This is a genomic window from Vibrio sp. T11.5 (assembly GCF_027587155.1).
In the GTDB taxonomy this organism is placed as follows: domain Bacteria; phylum Pseudomonadota; class Gammaproteobacteria; order Enterobacterales; family Vibrionaceae; genus Vibrio; species Vibrio neptunius.
The window spans coordinates 24,348-40,736 of the sequence record NZ_JAPPTP010000028.1; the positions used below are offsets into that span (position 1 = coordinate 24,348).

Genomic DNA, 16,389 nt, shown 5'->3' on the forward strand with positions numbered 1-16,389 from the left:
CACTTGGGCTTTAACAAATTACTTAGGTACTTACCTCTTTCAATATCAACAAGCTTTGAACAGAGGGAGAGTCTGAGGTTGGATTGAATCTGTCAAAGTGTTGTCCAGCGCTGGGAACAACTGATTAATGCCTGTCTCAGATAGCCCTAACCACGCCATTAAGCTCGCATGAAGTTGATCTGAAGAGACAGTTGGAATCACGCGACCACGCGAAAGCAAGTAAGGACTGGTCTCAGATAAATCCGGATACTCACCGACAATGGCTTGCCCTGCCACACTGCCTCCCAAGACTAACGCATGGCTAGCCCAGCCGTGATCAGTCCCATCTGTGCCGTTTGGAATCAGGGTTCGACCAAATTCAGAATGGGTAAAGGTTGTCACTTGCTCAAACAAACCATTGTTTTCCAGTGCCAATTGGAAAGCGGCCATCGCTTCTGCCAGTTCTTGTAGCAAAGCCGTTTGACGGCTGATTTGAGCTGAGTGGGTATCGAACCCGCCCAACTTGCAACTAAAGTACTGTGCTGGATGTTGGAACTGGTCCTTATGCAGTAGCAGTTTAAAGACGGCTTTCAATTGTTTACCGATGCTCGTTGCTGGAAATACGTCTGGGATCTCGGCATTGAGAATGGTACTAAACTGCTCGTACATTTTGGTTGAGTCGACAGCAACGTCTGCATAATGAGATTGGAAGATATTGCTGTAACTGCCAGTACTTTGCAGTTTTTCGAACAGATCGCGCGAACGTTGATCGTTGAAAATATTGCTGGGTGGCTTAGAACCGACCGAGTTGGATTGGGCTTCAATACAGTTCGTCCACACTTGTGTGCCCCCCATATCAAACATCGGTGACAGCTCGTTCAAACTACGCAGCATAGAGCCAAGCTCGGTGGATGTCTTCGCGCCAAAACCTTCTTTCGACAGCGACTTAGTGGCGTGAGATTGAACCATAGTGGATTGATGTGAGTGACTGAACAGGTGTACTGGACGAGTGCTTTGATCATAATTGACATTGTTGACGCGTTGAGTCAATGGACCTAGGTTCACTACAGGTACAAGGTTAGCACTGTCCCAATAAGGTTTGAGAGCAGCCATCGCTGGGTTAAGTGCCAGTTTGGCCTCGTCGTTGATTGCGTCTAAGTCAATACAGGTTGTCTCATCTATGGCCAAGTCGCCACGCAGCGCACGGTATTGACTGTTGGCATTAGCGGCGGTTGGGATGAGCATGTTGTAGCCATCGTTACCTCCAGCAAGGTCAATACCAACAACGGCACGATATCCGTTTTGGCATTGATTAAACGAGTCAGCAAAGGCGGGAAATGCCGCGAGATTCAGCGCAGAAACACCCACACCAGCGGAACCGGCTTGTAAAAATCGACGTCGAGTTAAGTTCATGATGGTTACCCCTGTGTGATGAATTCTGGTGAAAGCAGTGCATTCATGACAAGATTCTTGATCTCTTTGTGCGAGTCAGATTGGCGACTTGGGCACTTAACAAGGTAATCGATGTAGCATTGGCGTGCTTGTTCACTCATTCGGTAAGCAAACAAATGTTCGTTAAGGTAATCCACAACACCTTCGTCATCAAAAGCAAGATAACGAATGAATAACTCCTCATCCATGTACCAATCTTGCGCTTCTTCTTCGAACCGAGCAATCAGCCCATGGAATTGCCTGCCGTACTGGTAGATGTCGTGCCATTGGTACACATTGAACTCGGGCGCAACCAGACCATTAAAATCAGGGTGGTTTGGCGCATCATCCGGTTGGTAATAATAGAACACAGAAGGGGCAGCTAGCGGTAACGTTCGGTTATACCAATTAAACTGTTTAGGCCACATCATCACACTGTCACGTCGCTTTACTTGCAGTGCGCGCATCGCATGGGTAAATACGGACAATGGATCACGTAGTTTGCCTACTGTGTTGCCAGAGCGCAGAGCGTCTTTGTCGGTTAAAATCGCAATCACTAAAGTTTGCATATCACCACCGGAACGCTTGAATGCACGGCGTACACGACGAATATAGCCCGCTCTAGGGTTACTAGTCACAAGCTTGTTGATGAAGAATTTGCTCACAAAGGTGTAAAGCGTGTTTTGGTTCATCAACCGTTCAATCACAGCTTCAAGTTCGTCTTCTGCACTTACGCCAGCCGGGAACTTCTTACCAAGAATGCGTTTTTCGCCCATGTCGTGTTCGCCACGTGGCTCCATAGGCTGGCTGTACTTGTCGTTACCGCGAATGTCGGTAAATTTCCAACCTGTAAACACACGAGCTAGCTCTTCAATGTCTTCTTGGGTGTACGACGCGACTTCTTTACCTTCTGCGTCTAAACGTACCTCACCGTTGTTACGCAGTTTAACTGGCCCAAGCGTGAAAAGTTGTAGCAGTTCTCGTGCGTAGTTTTCATCTGGAGCTGTGAGCTCATTAGAAACGTTGTTTACGAAGGTCAGGTATTCACCCATGATTGGCGATGTTGACACAAAACGAATCACATCACGGAAGTTAGCAAACGCATTATCGAGCAACCCATCAAAGTACTGGCACATGTAGCGACGCTTAGAGGCCGCACTCAATGCCGGATCTTTTACGCTTACCACAAACAGCTGAGAGAGCGTATATGCGATACGTTGGCGCAGAATATCTGCTCCTTCGACCGTCATACGCGTCCAACTGCTGGCGTAATATAGACTTTGCCATAAGTCGGGGACGTTGAGCTCATCTTGCTCAAAGTGTGCTAGCCAAGAGGAGGAGGGAATAAGTGTTTGTTGAGCGACCCAATTTGCAATGCTTCCTGATTGAACAAGGTCATTAATGTCACGCTGGGAACCCCCGAACGTACATTGTTGCAGCGTTCGTGCTGCGTCTATGTAAGCCTGATTCATTGTTATTTCCAGTCGTTGTTTTATTTTGTTAGTTAAGGCGTCCTTCTATACGGCGATATTTAAAAGCACGCAGCACCTATAAATCGTAATTGAGATTTTTGATATCAATAATGTAACAACCACAGATTTACTGTGACTTTGCTGCATAATCTAGGAATCAAAGGGGGAGTTTTTAATCAAAGGAGACTTATTTTCTTGCACCAGTTACTCGGCAAGACGGGGACGAAAATAAACTATTTGGCAAAGCTTGAGGCGAAACAATGGGAAAGCTCTCTTCGAGTCTGAGATCCACGAATTTTGCTCGATTTATGATACGCAATGTAGCCTGCATACACCAAGCAGACAGTGTTAGTCATTAAACTGATTGGAGTCAAAACTCCCTTATCTATGAAATAGGCAACCCACAACCTTCATATGGACAATGTTTAATCTCTACAGTGATTTTTAAAAAATACAGATAATACCAACTGAACTGCCCCTCAATAATTGGTTGTCCACTTATTGAGGGGCAGTTCAAGCCAGAGAAGGTTAAAAAAAGAAGTTTAAATCCGTCTTGGCCACAGTAAGCAGCAAGACAGCATAATTGTCACCAAGTTCGCTAAGCCTCAACCTCTCGCGGTACGTTGTTTGAGTTCCCGCAAGAGGTTAATGCCTTGCTACCCACAGGTAGTAGTGTGTAACTGATATTCAATGCATCAAAATGGTCCAGTAGTGTCCGATATTGGCGACAATGAAAGCCCTTTGCTAATGCGACATCCATGCTGCTTTCATAGTTTTTTCCATCTCTTTTTATTTCTGTTACGTAATGACTGAACCAAACCACCTGTCCCGTCGCCCTATCTTTTTGCTTGATATGAACTTTTAGCACCCACAGCATCGTGCACTGATTCTCTTTCTACGGTCGGCTATACTTGGCTAATCCGAGCAGCCCATCCCGGTTAAAAAACACGATACTATATATGGATTACTCCCTCTAACACTGTCATTTTTATGTTAAAACCACTGGCGGTAAAAAAGGCGGTATATCGCCCCGTATCAATAGCTCCAACATAGAGAGCTTCATTACTCAAGCTAAACCGCCTTAATCAGCTTTGCGACTCAATGAATGGGAGTGATTTAAAATGAAAGGTTAAGCACGTCTTGCCACAGTAGACCAATCGCCAGCAAAGCCACCACACTCAGTAAGCCAACCCCCGCCTTCTCTTTACCTTCAAACGGATTGATACCCTGCTCTTTCTTGGCCCGAACAAAGAAAACCAAGCCTGGCACATACAGAATCGCGGAAAGTAACAGATAATTGAGGCCAGAGGCATACAACAACCAAAACCCGTATAAGGTCGCCCCTACCCCTACAGCAAGTAAACTGCCGCGATTTTTTTGTTCAATGGCCAACTTAAGCACATAAGCACCGACCAAAAAGTATGGTACGAGAATCATTTCGGAAGCGATGATCAATAAGGTGTCATACGTGCTACCCGCAAACATGACAAAAATAAGAGAAATCTGCACCCAGATGTTGGTCAATGTTAACGGCCTTACCGGACTGCCAGCCTTGTTTAACTTCGCATAACTGGCGGGGAACATTTTTTCTTTAGCGCACAAATAAGGCGCTTCAGATGCTAAAACCGTCCAGCTCAAAAAGGCACCACACACCGACACTAACAAGCCAAGACTTATGATGTATTGCCCCCATGGACCAAGGATATAAGTCAGCACTTTTGCCATTGATGGGTTTTGATAATGCGCCAACTCAGTGGGTTTAATCACTCCCATCGAAAGCAAGGTCACCAATACATAGATGGCTAACGCGGTGAGTAGACCCAGTATAGTCGCTCGGCCAATATCCTTACGATTGCGAGCTCGGCTAGAGACCACTACTGCGCCTTCAATACCAATGAACACCCAAACCGTCACTAGCATGGTGCTCTTTACTTGCTCAAGCAACGTATGTTCTTGCCCAAAATGCAGGCCAGTGAAGTCAACGGCAAAGGTATCCCAGCTAAACGCAAACAGCGCGCAAAGTATAAAAACGAGCAGTGGTATTAGCTTGGCGTATGTCGTAACCAGGTTGATCAAGGCAGCCGTTTGGACGCCACGCAATACTAACCCATGTACCATCCACAGAAGAGCAGAAGCCCCTATGATTGACACCCAGGTGTTACCTTGGCCAAAAATCACGTTATCGGGCGTATCGAATAACATGCCTAAGGTGCTAAACACAATGACCAGATAGGAGACGTTGGCAAGCATAGCGCTGAGCCAGTACCCCCAAGCAGAGCAGAAGCCGACAAAATCACCGAAGCCTTCTTTGGCATAACCAAACACACCGCTCTCTATATGAGGCTTATGGAACGCAAGCTTTTGAAATGAGAATGCAAGGAAGACCATACCGATTCCAGTGATCGACCAACCCATCATGACTGCCGCTGGACTCGCTACAGAGGCCATATTTTGTGGCAAGCTGAATACACCAGCACCTATCATTGAACCAATGACGATGGCAGTGAGAGAGCTTAGCCCGAGTTTATTGTTCATTTATATCCCGGATTTTAAATTTAACGGTTTCGCCAATAGCCATATTACGAAGAAACCTCAATAAGCGGCAGAGCTATTGTGACTTCTATCGCAAACAAAGGCTGACTATCAGACACTTCATTGTGACCGATCAAACCAAACTCACATGTTAATATTTAATTTTGCAATTTTAAATATAAATAGAATTTAATGCCAATAAGCAAGGCAACTTTCAGGATAGAGATACTAGTAAATTCTTCCAGTTAGAAAATACCACTAGAGGGGATTAAAAATGAGCCATAATATCAGCAAAGAGAACAAAAACAGGGCCTCAATAGCCCTGTTTTTACGTTGATTAGTGAGGAGTGCCAGCAGGGTCAAAGCCGAAATCTGACTGTTGGTAAATGTCGGCCAGCGCTTTTTCTTTTTTCGACTTGGTAGAGCGTCTTGAAGCACCAACATCATATGCTTCCTGTGACTCCAAAGCCTTTTCATGCGCTTTTGCTGAGCGAATGAATTCCGGGTTATTTAGCGCCTTCTGACGTAGGCGATTGACACGTTCAAGGGTTTCCAACAACATAACTCACCTCCATATTCTGTATTTATATACAGTATAGATATCCTCACTAATAACTCAAGTGAATACTGTTTATTTGAACAGTTATTTTTACTGTAAGTAAGCGTTCAGCATCCACATCAGTTTTTCTTGCTCTCGAATATAATCCCCCATTAAAGCTGCCGTGCCCTCATCTTCTGCATCTTCGGCTTGACTTAAGACGGTACGCTGTTGTGTCAGAAGAACACTAAAGCCGTGGACTAAGCCTCTCACACACTCTTTCCCCGTTGTCGCATTTTGATGTTCCTCAATCTCACTTTTTTCCAAATACTGGCTAAAGCTGTGATCCGGTGTCGAACCTATGGTAAGAATACGCTCTGCTAGCTCATCAATTTTGGTTTGCAGGTCTGTGTAAATCTCTTCAAACTTGACGTGTAGTTCAAAAAACTGCTGGCCTTTAATATTCCAATGATAGCCACGCGTGTTCATGTACAGTACCTGATAGTGAGCCAACAACGCATTCAACTCAGTCGCCAATGCTTGTGATTTTTCGTTGTTCAGGCCGATTAAGTTAATTTGGTTTGTCATCATGCATTCCTCGTCAAATTCAATGTTGTTAAGCTGTTGCCTTTCAATGACTTCACTTTACTTATTTACAATTGATAGTTAAAAACGTTCATACCTATACATTTAATAGGCATTAACTATCTATAGGTTTTATCTATTTCAATGATGTTTAGAGCCGATTATCCTCAAACGTTAACGAGAGTTAATCTGTACAAAATTATTGGTTGAGGAAACATTGTGAAGGCTCTTGTTGTTGAAGGCGGTGCTATGCGTGGCATTTTCGCTGCCGGTGTACTTGATACACTGATTGACACTGACTATTATCCCTACGACTTTGTGATTGGTGTATCGGCGGGCGCGTCTAATTTGCTCGGTTATCTGGGAAAACAATCAGGACGTAGCTATCGAGTCATCACTGAACTGGCAACGGATCCTAAGTTCTTTAGCCCCAAACGGTTCATCAAAGGCGGCGATTTAATCGACGTTCATTGGTTAGTCTCTGAATCTGAGCAGCGATTCCCTTTAGATAAAAAGCAAGTGTTTGAAACGGCGCCTATGCTGGCTGTGGCAACGAATATTAATACGGGGCAAGCCGACTATTATCAGCTGAATCACAACAATCTCAGCCAGATCATTGAAGCCACCAGCGCACTGCCTATCGCCTATAAAACAACGCCTTGTTTTTCCGGTGGATGCTATACAGACGGTGGGGTGGCAGATTCGATCCCTGTTGTGGAAGCGTATCGACGTGGAGCAACAGATATCACAGTGGTACTGTCCCACCCGCTCAGTTATGAGATGCCAAAGCCTAAGAGCTCTTGGGTGATCAAACGTTTACTGCATAAGCACCCCAAAATTGCCGAGGCGCTGACGAAACGGGCACAGGGCTACAATCAAGCTTTGACCTTTATCCGCCATCCTCCTCAAGGGGTAAAAATCAGGGTTATCGCTCCCCCAGAAAACTTCTCCGTCAAGCGACTAACCATGAACAAGCTAGCACTTGATACAGGTTACTTTATGGGTATCGAAGAGGGGAAAAAACATGGGGCTAGCCGAAAAGGCCTATATGGCTTAGATAGAGAAAATTGTCACTTTTGTCTGTAGTAAAAGAGCACCGATGGCGCTCTTCGGTATGAGCTTAAGCACTAAAGATCGATCACGTAGTGACCGACGTTAGAGTCATCGCTAGAACGACGACAGGTTCAATGCGACGGGTTCGCCCAACCAATAAGCAAACTCGGTATGGTCTTTGAGATCATTATCTGTCAATGCGTGGACCAAAACAGACAGGTTGCCACGGGCTTTATCTAACCAAGGGATCAAAACATCGAAGTCATCGGATGTAAACGTAACAGAAAAGCTCCACATGGTGTGCGGGCCGACTAATTTCTGGTTGAAACGTCCAACCGTGAGCTCTAAATCAGCGCTGATCCGCTCTCTTAACTGGGCGGCGAAATCGTTACTGTCCGCATCAAAGTAGATATGCGCGTGGTAATCTTGATGGGTATTTTTTGGATAGGTCATAACAATAAACCAGACGTGTACGATTCGTTCATCCTAGCACGTCACCGATATCAACTCTCTAACACTTACATTCATTACAATTGGCTAACCAAGCAACCCTTGCTCAACGGCGTATTTAGCCAGTTCAGCAGTGCTGTGTAAATCCAGTTTCTGTTTAATATTTTGGCGATGTGTTTCCACGGTTCGGTAGCTGATGCTCAGCAAGGCCGCTATCTTTTTACTGCTATTCCCTTCGGCAACAAGCTTCAGCACCGCTTCCTCACGGCGACTGAGCGGATTAGGCTTCTGTGCCACTGGGATCACTTGTTGTGAAAACAGAGTTTGTGTCACCGATTCACAGAAATACGTCGATCCTTGGTATACGGTTTTAATCGCCTGTACCATACGCCGAGCGCAAATCTCTTTAAGCATGTACCCTACTGCTCCCGCCTGCATGACTTGCATGATGTATTCACGGTTATCATGCATGGTCAGCATCAGAACTTTTATATCAGGCAGCTCTTCTTTAATAAGACGAGTGGCGTCAATACCATTCATCAGAGGCATGCTGACGTCCATCAACACGACATCAGGTGTAAGTGCTTTGACTTTTTCAATCGCCTCCAATCCATTGCTGGCGGAACCAATCACCTCTATTTCTGGCTCTAATTGCAGCCGAGCGATAAATCCATCTAAGACAACCTGATGATCATCGACGATCACCACTCTGATCGGTTTATCCATATACTAGTCCATCTAATTTCAACAGTACGGTCATTTCTGTACCAAACCCCGGCTCACTTTCGAGTTCGAAGTCTCCACCTAAAAACTCTACCCGTTCACGCATATTACGCAGACCGATTCCTGACTTCCTTAACGTTGAATCCACATCAAACCCCACACCGTCATCACGAATGATTAATTGCAGCCGATCGCCCAATTGCTGCAATATCACAGTAACCTGCTTGGCTTGCGAGTGCTTTTCTATATTGGTCAGTGATTCCTGCGCCACTCGGTAAAGTGTTGTCGCTACCTCTGATTTTAGCCTGCGCTTGCTGGTTGACAATGATGCCTCAACCTCAACACCTGAATGCGCTTTAAAATCGGTCAACAAGGTCGTCATCGCCGCTTCAAGGCCTATGTCATCAAGCGCACTGGGCCTTAGCTGATGGGAAATATGCCGAACTTCATTGATCGCCGTCATGAGTGAGTTTTGCGACTTAGCCAAGTGTTGCTTTTGTGTATCGTCATCCAGTTTTGTACCGAGTAATTCCAAGTGACATTTACTTGAGATCAATAGCTGGTTTATGCCGTCATGAAGTTCTCGTGCCAAATGCTTTTTCTCATCTTCCTGAAACATCACGGTTTTATGGGCCAGCTCTTTCAAGCTCTTATCGGCCAATCGATGTTCATGTAAATTGACCGCTAGCGCCACAACCAAAATGACCGCAATCGTGACAGCGACAATCACAATCAATGAAAAAAACGTCGTTTCGATGTTGTCATTAACCGCTAATTGCAGGTTAGCCACTTCCTCTGTCACATCTTCAATATAAAGCCCAGTACCGATCATCCAATTCCACTTACTTAACCAGGCGGCGTAGCTCAGTTTGGGAACACTTTCTCCTGTTGATGGCTTTTGCCACAGATATTGATGAAAGCCACCGCCTGACTGCGCCTGTGCAAGCAAAGATTCGATTAATTGATTGCCATTTTCGTCTTGAATGTGCAGCAGGTTTTGTCCCACCAGTTCCGGCATAATAGGGTGGACCAAATTAGTACCGTTCTGATCATAGACAAAGAAGTAGCCATCCGTGCCGTACTGCAAACGACTAATGATCGCTTTGACCTGTTGTTTGGCTTGCTGCTCTTCAATATTGGGATCGTTGTAAATATGCTCGATCGCATCAAAGGCCAAATCAACCAGATCCTTAAGTGCTGATTCTTTTGACTTAATGAGGCTGGTATGAAAGATTTCTACTTCTTTATCACCCAACGTTTTGGTTTGATAGATAGCGATCCAACTGGTCAGCGCCATCACTAATAATAGTGGTAGCAAGCTCAACAAAATCAACTTAGCTTTTAGAGGCATTCCTTCTCCCATACTAAAAAGCTGCCCATACGAGCAGCTTTACTTTAGCAAGAGTTGTTACATTTCTGTAATCGGGTGATCACATTCCATAGAATCCAGGGAAGACTAGCAGTGATGCCAGTACAAGGATCTGAATAACAATAAATGGCATCACACCACGGTATATATCTCGTGTCGTAACGCCTTTTGGTGCAACACCTTTGAGATAAAATAGGCTGAAACCAAACGGTGGTGTCAGGAAAGAAGTCTGTAGGTTCATCGCAATCAAGATCGCAAACCAAGTCATGTTGATTCCCATAATTTCGGCAACAGGAGCGATGATTGGCACTATGATAAAACAGATTTCGACAAAATCGATGAAGAAACCCAGAACCAAAATAACCAACATTGTGATGATCAGGAAGCCCCACTTTTCTCCCGGTATTTGTAACATCCATTCTTCCACCAGATAGTCACCACCAGTGTAAGTAAATGCCATAGAAAAGGCGGTCGCACCCAGCAGGATCGCAAACACCATAGCAGTCACTTTCACTGTCTCTTTCGCCGCCTCATACACCATGTTGAAGCTGAATTGTTTGTACAATAGAGAAAGGACTATGGCACCCGCCCCACCAAGAGCGGCCGATTCTGTTGGCGTTGCAACACCAGCAAAGATGGAACCGAGAACAACCACAATCAACGCTAATGGTGGGATCACAGCTTTAAGCGCAGCAATGACTTCTTGCTTACGGCTGACGGATTCATCACGCGGGATCGACTGGGCAGCTTCAGGGGTTAACTTGGCGTAAATCAAAATATAGAGAACGTAAGCGCCAACTAAAACTAAGCCCGGCCAAACGGCTGCTTGGAACAGATCACCAACAGGCACGCCCAAAACATCACCGAGCAGAATCAAAACAATAGATGGCGGAATGATCTGACCTAAGGTGCCTGATGCACAAATGGTTCCGCAAGCCAAGCCTTTGTCATAATTGTACTTAAGCATTACCGGCAAAGAGATAAGCCCCATCGCGACAACCGATGCTCCAACCACACCAGTGGAAGCAGCCAACAAAGCGCCTACTAACACGGTGGAAATCGCTATACCACCACGTACCCCGCCAAACAATTTACCCATGGATTCAAGCAGTTGTTCCGCTAAACGTGTTTTTTGCAGAACCAAACCCATAAAAACAAATAATGGCACTGCCATTAGTACCGTATTCTCCATGATGGATTGGATACGGTATGGCATGAAGGCAAACATCTCCATGCCTTCCGCCCAAACACCAAAAATAAGCGCGATACCACCAAAGGTAAACGCCACAGGGAAGCCAAGTAGTAAAGCAAACAAGGCCACAAAAAACATTACAATACCGACCATTGTTGTTTCCTTACTTTTGTTCTGTTGAGTTGGCGTAAACCAAATGCGGATTAAAAATCTTGTTTAGTGAATGGACCAGTAAACCAACGCCGCTGATAGCCATCAACAAAAATGACAGAGGGATCATAGCCTTGATAATCCAACGGTATGGCAAGCCACCCGGATCACCGGAAGTTTCACCTAGAGCGAAACTTTCTTTAGCGAAGTCAATGCCATACCAAGCCACCAGCAAACAAAACGGGAAAAGAAAAACCAAGGTACCAATGATATCTATGATCGCCTGCGCTCGATGGGACAGGCGCTCGTAAAACAGGTCAACTCTGACGTGCCCCCCTGATTTTATGGCATAAGGAACACCCAGTAGGAATACGGCAGAAAATAAGTGCCACTCCATTTCCTGAAACGCAATGGAAACATCATTGAATACGTAGCGCATCACCACATCGTATACAACGTTGGCAAGCAACAGGATAAACAGAATACTGGATAACCATCCTAGGAAATCACCGAAGCGATTAAAAATACGCTCTATATAGATTAGATTTCTCATTCCCTACTCCATGGAACGTTGAAATGACTCCGCTGGGCCGAAACCTGCGGAGTTTTGTTATGGGCTCTTCACACTGTGAGAGCGTTTTCTTGGGCTTTTTGTTGCCAGTGACATCAAACTGGCAACCCGTTGCTAAGACTATTGCTGTGCCTGGCTGTTGAGGTAAGCACGGTGAGAGATGTCAGACCAAGGTCGCACCTGTTCAATGTAAGCGGCTTGAGACGCTTGGATCTCTTTCGCCATCTCGTCTTTTGCGGCATGTTCTTTAAGCAAACGATCGTTTGCTTCACGCAGTGCACTCATGACTTCAGTGGGGAAATTTTTGACCTGAACATTCGGGTACTCAGACTGAATTGAGGCCCAGTTTTTACCACTTTCATGTTTAGACTGAGTGTACATATCGTAAGCGGCTGTCTTCATTGCCACCTGAAGAATCGCTTTCAGATCATCAGGTAAGCGATCCCAGCTGCGTTTATTGACGAGGAATTGCAGCTCAGTCCCTGGCTCATGCCAACCTGTGTAGTAGTAAGGCGCGATTTTGTGGAAACCCATGCGTAGATCAAGTGATGGACCTACCCACTCAAGGGCATCGATAGTGCGGCGTTCAAGCGAAGTGTAAAGCTCACCTGGTGCTATATTGGTTGGTTTAGCCCCCAGCTCTGCCAGAATCTCACCTGCAAAACCAGGAATACGCATTTTCAGACCTTTTAAGTCTTCGACAGAGTTGATCTCTTTCTGAAACCATCCCCCCATCTGTGTATCAGTATTACCACCCGGGAACGACATCATGTTATGCGGAGAATAGACTTTTTCCATCAGTTCCATTCCGCCACCGTAGTAGAACCATGCATATTGTTCTGTTGGTAGCATACCGAATGGCATTGACGTGAAGTAAAGTGTGTTCGGCACTTTCCCTTTCCAGTAGTAGGACGCGGAGTGCCCCATGTCGTACTGACCGGATTTGACCATATCAAACACACCAAGCGGGGCCTTATGTTTGTTTGCAGAATCGATACGAATCTGCAGGCGACCATTCGACATTTCTTCAGCCATCTTCGCCATGTTTTTGGTGGCATCACCAAAAATTGGGAAGTTCGGCCCCCAAGTTTCCGCCAATTTAAGGCGGTATACCTTTTCAGCCGCGCTAACGGATGTCGCAGCAACGGCAAGTGCAGCCGCCATCGCTGTACCTTTTAGTACTCGTTTCAAAGATTGTCTGATGAGACTCATGTTCACGTCCTTTGTTAGATTCAGTAACTTTCCAATTACTTTCTGTTCCATTACAGAGTGGTTTATCTACGGCGAATTGGAAATCAGCGCGAACACGGATAAAAATTAACAAACTCAAACCTGCCACCATTTAAAAAGTACGTATTTATACGTAGGAAAAATGGTAAACATGTTTTAAGTCTCTTTTAATCATAGAGTTATGATTTATTTAATCGTCACGATTTATTGAATAATACGTAGGGAACAATGCGGCGTGTGGATACGGAGAAAGATTTTATAATTGTGACAAATATTAAATATTGATAGATGTGACGGTAAATAAGTTCCTCTCAGTCCTTAAACGAGAAAAACCCCGACATAACGTCGAGGTTTTTCTAATTTATTCAAACGGCAGAGTCGACTGTCGTTGAAAAGAAGTCGCTAACAGGATCGATTAAACGGCTTTGTAGATAACTTTATTGCCTGCTAACTGCTCTTTTGCCACTAGGTTTTCTTCTAGTAGTTTTTTCAGCGCGCCCGTCGCCCATGAAGCCGCTTTTGCTTCTTCTTGACCTGCTGCAAGGCCGATGCCTTTCGGGTTAATGCCTTCTGCATTTGCAACAACAATATCTAATACTTGTTGCTGCTTAGGAGTCAGTGCAACGCTAACTTCTTTAGCCGTGACAACTTTCTCCGCTGCTGGTGCTACAGCTACTTTTTTCTCAACTACAGGCTTAGCTTTCTTTGTTGCTTCTACATTTGCAACTGTTGCCTTGACGCGTTTTTGCAATTTCATCTGCACTTTACGCTTATGAGCAAGTCTCATCGAGTTTCTCTCCATTTCACTGCATACGGAGCAGTGGTGAAAATTTGAAGCGCGATTTATACCAAAAATTTGCAGCTATTTACAGGGTACGAGGGGCTTTATCGAGCAAAAATGCGTGATATGCTGTCATCAGACTACAATTTAATCAGTACCTATTATGATCCTTTTCATAACTACTGAATATATAAACAGAGGTTTAGGTCATCGTCAGGGAGTCGTAAATGCAGACTTTACATCTCACTAATCAACCGATTCGGCTCTCGTCACCGATCGCAAAACTGGTTGCGACTATTGCATCCATTGTACTGATTTCAATCGTGATGTTTTCAGCTGACTTTCAGCAAGCGGTGTTAACTCTAATCACCATTTTGTCATTGCTCGGTTTTGGCTATCTGACGATTCTCAAGAGCAAGGTCGCCTATACCCTGACTGCCACTCATTTCCAACAGCACTTATTCAAAGGGGGCTGGGTTGTTAAGTGGAGCAATGTCAGCAAAATTGGCATTTGCCATTACGATCAGGAAGGTTGGCAACAACCTCTGCCTTGGATCGGCATTAAACTCAAACACTATTCACCCTATCTTGATAGCATTTGCCCACGAATCACCACTGAGATCCTGCTTAGTCAAAGAGCCTTGCTGTATCTTGGCGCTAAGCAGAGGCAACAAGGCACCCAATTTGAGGACATAGTATTGGACTCTAAACCCTATACCAACACGCAAGGCGAACAGTATTCAGGGTTGCAAGCAATGTTGGCCAACAGAATGCGCTATCAGAGAAGTTACTTTGATTATGATATCTTCATTTCTGCACATGACCTAGACCGTTCTGCCGAAGAATTTGTCGGGCTAGCGAGACGCTATCTTGCCGCTGCAGAGCCTGAAGAAGAACACCAATAATAGAATGGAAGACAGTATAAGAAAAGGTCGCGTTAGGCGACCTTTTCAGTGGTTAATAAAGCGGCATTTCATCGGCCACAAATGGATTGGATGCGCGCTCTCTGCCAAAAGTGGATTCAGGGCCATGGCCTGGCACAAATCGAACATCATTGCCAAGCGGCCAAAGTTTGGTTTTGATTGAATGTATCAAGGTGTCGAAATCCCCCTTAGGAAAATCAGTACGCCCAACCGATCCATTAAACAAAACGTCACCAACAAAGGCCAGTTTCGCTTCTTCACTGAACAGCACCACGTGACCCGGCGTATGCCCTGGGGTGTGGTAGACATTAAAGACTTGCTTACCAAACTCTACCGTATCACCATCATTCAACCATTTTTGCGGCTCGAACGCTTCAGTGAGTGGAAAGCCAAACATCTGACTCTGCCCAGCCAGACCCTGAAGCCAGAAGTTATCATCTTTGTGTGGTCCAACAATTTCAATGCCACCCAACTCAGCAGACAAAGACTCAGTGCCGCCAACATGATCCAAATGGCCATGGGTTAGTACCAAGTTGGTGACTTTAATACCCAGCTCTTTGATCAGAGCGGCCAGTTGTTTTACATCACCACCTGGATCGACCACGACACCTTCCATAGTTTCGTCACACCACACGATGGAGCAATTTTGTGAAAAAGAAGTGACGGGCACCACTTGGTACTTCAGAGACATATTGAAACCTTACTGAATATCTAAACTGGCGAAACTATGACATTTGGTAAGGTTTTTGACAACCTTGTGTTACACAATCTCGTCTACCAGCGACGAACTGGTCCGGTATCAATGTGAACAAAGTGACTTCTCGGATAATAGCCGACGCCTCCCGCTTGAAGTTCAATAGCGGCATCACGGACCTTTTTCAGATCTACACCTTCGAGCCGAAAGTCTATCGCCTGTCCCAGCATATGGTAGCTCTTCTTGGCCACCCCACTCGACTTAGCACGCAGTACTTCGTTAGTCTTTGGAGAACGGTAGCCTGAAATGATCTGCACTTCTGCATCCACCCCCAGTTGAGATTGAATCAAGGAGATCTGGTCGAAGAGGAACTTGTCCATCTTGTGAACTTCATTACGGCGGAAATCGCGACAAATATTGTCAATACGACCCAGTTCATTCGCTACATAATCTCGACCGTCAAAGTAACACGATTCCAACGCCTCTCCTGTGTGAAGGTTGTTAAATGCCAATGCTCTAGGTTGGTCCGGAAGAGAAGCAAACGCGACAGAGGGGGTACAGCTGGCTACTACTAAACCACTACCAGCTAATTTGATAAAGTCTCTACGAGAAAAATCCACAGGAAAAAGCCTTCATAAAATCGTTAATGGAAAGGTGTCGGACGGGGACACTACCTAACTCTAATATGAAGTGCAAATGCATAAACCGTGCTCATT

Annotated in this window: 17 protein-coding genes; 2 read left to right on the top strand and 15 right to left on the bottom strand. The window is 45.2% G+C overall.

The window, feature by feature from the left end; all coding sequences use genetic code 11:
- Positions 1–45 precede the first annotated feature (45 nt).
- The 6 genes from OH455_RS20100 to OH455_RS20125 form a co-directional block, all read right to left on the bottom strand.
- Positions 46–1,392 (bottom strand): DUF1501 domain-containing protein, encoded by a 1,347-nt coding sequence (locus tag OH455_RS20100; RefSeq protein WP_269982602.1) that lies wholly within the window; start codon positions 1,390–1,392, stop codon positions 46–48.
- Between the two features lie 5 nt (positions 1,393–1,397).
- Positions 1,398–2,882, bottom strand: a complete 1,485-nt coding sequence (locus OH455_RS20105) for a DUF1800 family protein (protein WP_269982603.1) — start codon at positions 2,880–2,882, stop codon at positions 1,398–1,400.
- Positions 2,883–3,480: 598 nt separating this feature from the next.
- Entirely contained in the window at positions 3,481–3,759 is a 279-nt protein-coding gene (locus OH455_RS20110) for a hypothetical protein (protein WP_206376482.1), read from the bottom strand.
- Between the two features lie 239 nt (positions 3,760–3,998).
- Entirely contained in the window at positions 3,999–5,417 is a 1,419-nt protein-coding gene (locus OH455_RS20115; RefSeq protein ID WP_269982604.1) for a basic amino acid/polyamine antiporter, read from the bottom strand.
- Positions 5,418–5,751: 334 nt separating this feature from the next.
- Positions 5,752–5,976: a hypothetical protein gene (locus OH455_RS20120; protein ID WP_045975790.1), complete on the bottom strand. Its 225-nt coding sequence runs from the start codon at positions 5,974–5,976 to the stop codon at positions 5,752–5,754.
- An 87-nt stretch (positions 5,977–6,063) separates the two neighbouring features.
- Positions 6,064–6,540, bottom strand: coding sequence for a Dps family protein (locus OH455_RS20125; RefSeq protein ID WP_269982605.1), 477 nt, complete (start codon positions 6,538–6,540; stop codon positions 6,064–6,066).
- A gap of 216 nt (positions 6,541–6,756) precedes the next feature.
- Here OH455_RS20125 and OH455_RS20130 point away from each other — a divergent pair, with 216 nt between their 5' ends.
- On the top strand, positions 6,757–7,623 hold the full coding sequence (locus OH455_RS20130; protein WP_269982606.1) for a patatin-like phospholipase family protein: 867 nt from the start codon (positions 6,757–6,759) through the stop codon (positions 7,621–7,623).
- 81 nt (positions 7,624–7,704) lie between these two features.
- Here OH455_RS20130 and OH455_RS20135 read toward each other — a convergent pair whose 3' ends face one another.
- The 7 genes from OH455_RS20135 to OH455_RS20165 all read right to left on the bottom strand — a co-directional run bounded on the left by OH455_RS20135 (position 7,705) and on the right by OH455_RS20165 (position 14,062).
- A complete protein-coding gene (locus OH455_RS20135) occupies positions 7,705–8,043 on the bottom strand; it encodes a DOPA 4,5-dioxygenase family protein (protein WP_269982607.1) in 339 nt (112 codons plus the stop codon).
- Positions 8,044–8,127: 84 nt separating this feature from the next.
- Complete coding sequence (locus OH455_RS20140) at positions 8,128–8,766, bottom strand: response regulator (RefSeq protein ID WP_045975787.1); 639 nt, start codon at positions 8,764–8,766, stop codon at positions 8,128–8,130.
- Positions 8,759–10,114: a cache domain-containing protein gene (locus OH455_RS20145; RefSeq protein ID WP_206376479.1), complete on the bottom strand. Its 1,356-nt coding sequence runs from the start codon at positions 10,112–10,114 to the stop codon at positions 8,759–8,761. The genes OH455_RS20140 and OH455_RS20145 overlap by 8 nt, the downstream gene beginning before the upstream one ends.
- Before the next feature lie 79 nt (positions 10,115–10,193).
- Positions 10,194–11,477, bottom strand: a complete 1,284-nt coding sequence (locus OH455_RS20150) for a TRAP transporter large permease (RefSeq protein WP_045975785.1) — start codon at positions 11,475–11,477, stop codon at positions 10,194–10,196.
- A gap of 10 nt (positions 11,478–11,487) precedes the next feature.
- Positions 11,488–12,027, bottom strand: a complete 540-nt coding sequence (locus OH455_RS20155; protein ID WP_269982608.1) for a TRAP transporter small permease subunit — start codon at positions 12,025–12,027, stop codon at positions 11,488–11,490.
- A gap of 138 nt (positions 12,028–12,165) precedes the next feature.
- On the bottom strand, positions 12,166–13,257 hold the full coding sequence (locus OH455_RS20160; protein WP_206371962.1) for a TRAP transporter substrate-binding protein: 1,092 nt from the start codon (positions 13,255–13,257) through the stop codon (positions 12,166–12,168).
- A 433-nt stretch (positions 13,258–13,690) separates the two neighbouring features.
- Positions 13,691–14,062, bottom strand: coding sequence for a hypothetical protein (locus OH455_RS20165; RefSeq protein ID WP_045975782.1), 372 nt, complete (start codon positions 14,060–14,062; stop codon positions 13,691–13,693).
- A 221-nt stretch (positions 14,063–14,283) separates the two neighbouring features.
- On the opposite strand from OH455_RS20165, the gene OH455_RS20170 reads away from it, so the two are divergent.
- Entirely contained in the window at positions 14,284–14,961 is a 678-nt protein-coding gene (locus OH455_RS20170) for a DUF2982 domain-containing protein (RefSeq protein ID WP_269982609.1), read from the top strand.
- Between the two features lie 52 nt (positions 14,962–15,013).
- Here the strand turns inward: OH455_RS20170 and OH455_RS20175 are convergent, their stop codons facing one another.
- The gene (locus tag OH455_RS20175; RefSeq protein WP_045975780.1) at positions 15,014–15,670 is read right to left on the bottom strand and encodes an MBL fold metallo-hydrolase; all 657 of its coding nucleotides are present in this window, start codon (positions 15,668–15,670) and stop codon (positions 15,014–15,016) included.
- Between the two features lie 83 nt (positions 15,671–15,753).
- A complete protein-coding gene (locus OH455_RS20180; RefSeq protein ID WP_045975779.1) occupies positions 15,754–16,293 on the bottom strand; it encodes a YcbK family protein in 540 nt (179 codons plus the stop codon).
- Positions 16,294–16,389 lie beyond the last annotated feature (96 nt).

What these genes read in the sequence shown, in the direction of transcription:
- OH455_RS20100 (WP_269982602.1), bottom strand. Translation starts at nt 1,392, where the DNA reads ATGAACTTAACTCGACGTCGATTTTTACAAGCCGGTTCCGCTGGTGTG.
- OH455_RS20105 (WP_269982603.1), bottom strand. Translation starts at nt 2,882, where the DNA reads ATGAATCAGGCTTACATAGACGCAGCACGAACGCTGCAACAATGTACG.
- OH455_RS20110 (WP_206376482.1), bottom strand. Translation starts at nt 3,759, where the DNA reads ATGCTGTGGGTGCTAAAAGTTCATATCAAGCAAAAAGATAGGGCGACG.
- OH455_RS20115 (WP_269982604.1), bottom strand. Translation starts at nt 5,417, where the DNA reads ATGAACAATAAACTCGGGCTAAGCTCTCTCACTGCCATCGTCATTGGT.
- OH455_RS20120 (WP_045975790.1), bottom strand. Translation starts at nt 5,976, where the DNA reads ATGTTGTTGGAAACCCTTGAACGTGTCAATCGCCTACGTCAGAAGGCG.
- OH455_RS20125 (WP_269982605.1), bottom strand. Translation starts at nt 6,540, where the DNA reads ATGACAAACCAAATTAACTTAATCGGCCTGAACAACGAAAAATCACAA.
- OH455_RS20135 (WP_269982607.1), bottom strand. Translation starts at nt 8,043, where the DNA reads ATGACCTATCCAAAAAATACCCATCAAGATTACCACGCGCATATCTAC.
- OH455_RS20140 (WP_045975787.1), bottom strand. Translation starts at nt 8,766, where the DNA reads ATGGATAAACCGATCAGAGTGGTGATCGTCGATGATCATCAGGTTGTC.
- OH455_RS20145 (WP_206376479.1), bottom strand. Translation starts at nt 10,114, where the DNA reads ATGCCTCTAAAAGCTAAGTTGATTTTGTTGAGCTTGCTACCACTATTA.
- OH455_RS20150 (WP_045975785.1), bottom strand. Translation starts at nt 11,477, where the DNA reads ATGGTCGGTATTGTAATGTTTTTTGTGGCCTTGTTTGCTTTACTACTT.
- OH455_RS20155 (WP_269982608.1), bottom strand. Translation starts at nt 12,027, where the DNA reads ATGAGAAATCTAATCTATATAGAGCGTATTTTTAATCGCTTCGGTGAT.
- OH455_RS20160 (WP_206371962.1), bottom strand. Translation starts at nt 13,257, where the DNA reads ATGAGTCTCATCAGACAATCTTTGAAACGAGTACTAAAAGGTACAGCG.
- OH455_RS20165 (WP_045975782.1), bottom strand. Translation starts at nt 14,062, where the DNA reads ATGAGACTTGCTCATAAGCGTAAAGTGCAGATGAAATTGCAAAAACGC.
- OH455_RS20170 (WP_269982609.1), top strand. Translation starts at nt 14,284, where the DNA reads ATGCAGACTTTACATCTCACTAATCAACCGATTCGGCTCTCGTCACCG.
- OH455_RS20175 (WP_045975780.1), bottom strand. Translation starts at nt 15,670, where the DNA reads ATGTCTCTGAAGTACCAAGTGGTGCCCGTCACTTCTTTTTCACAAAAT.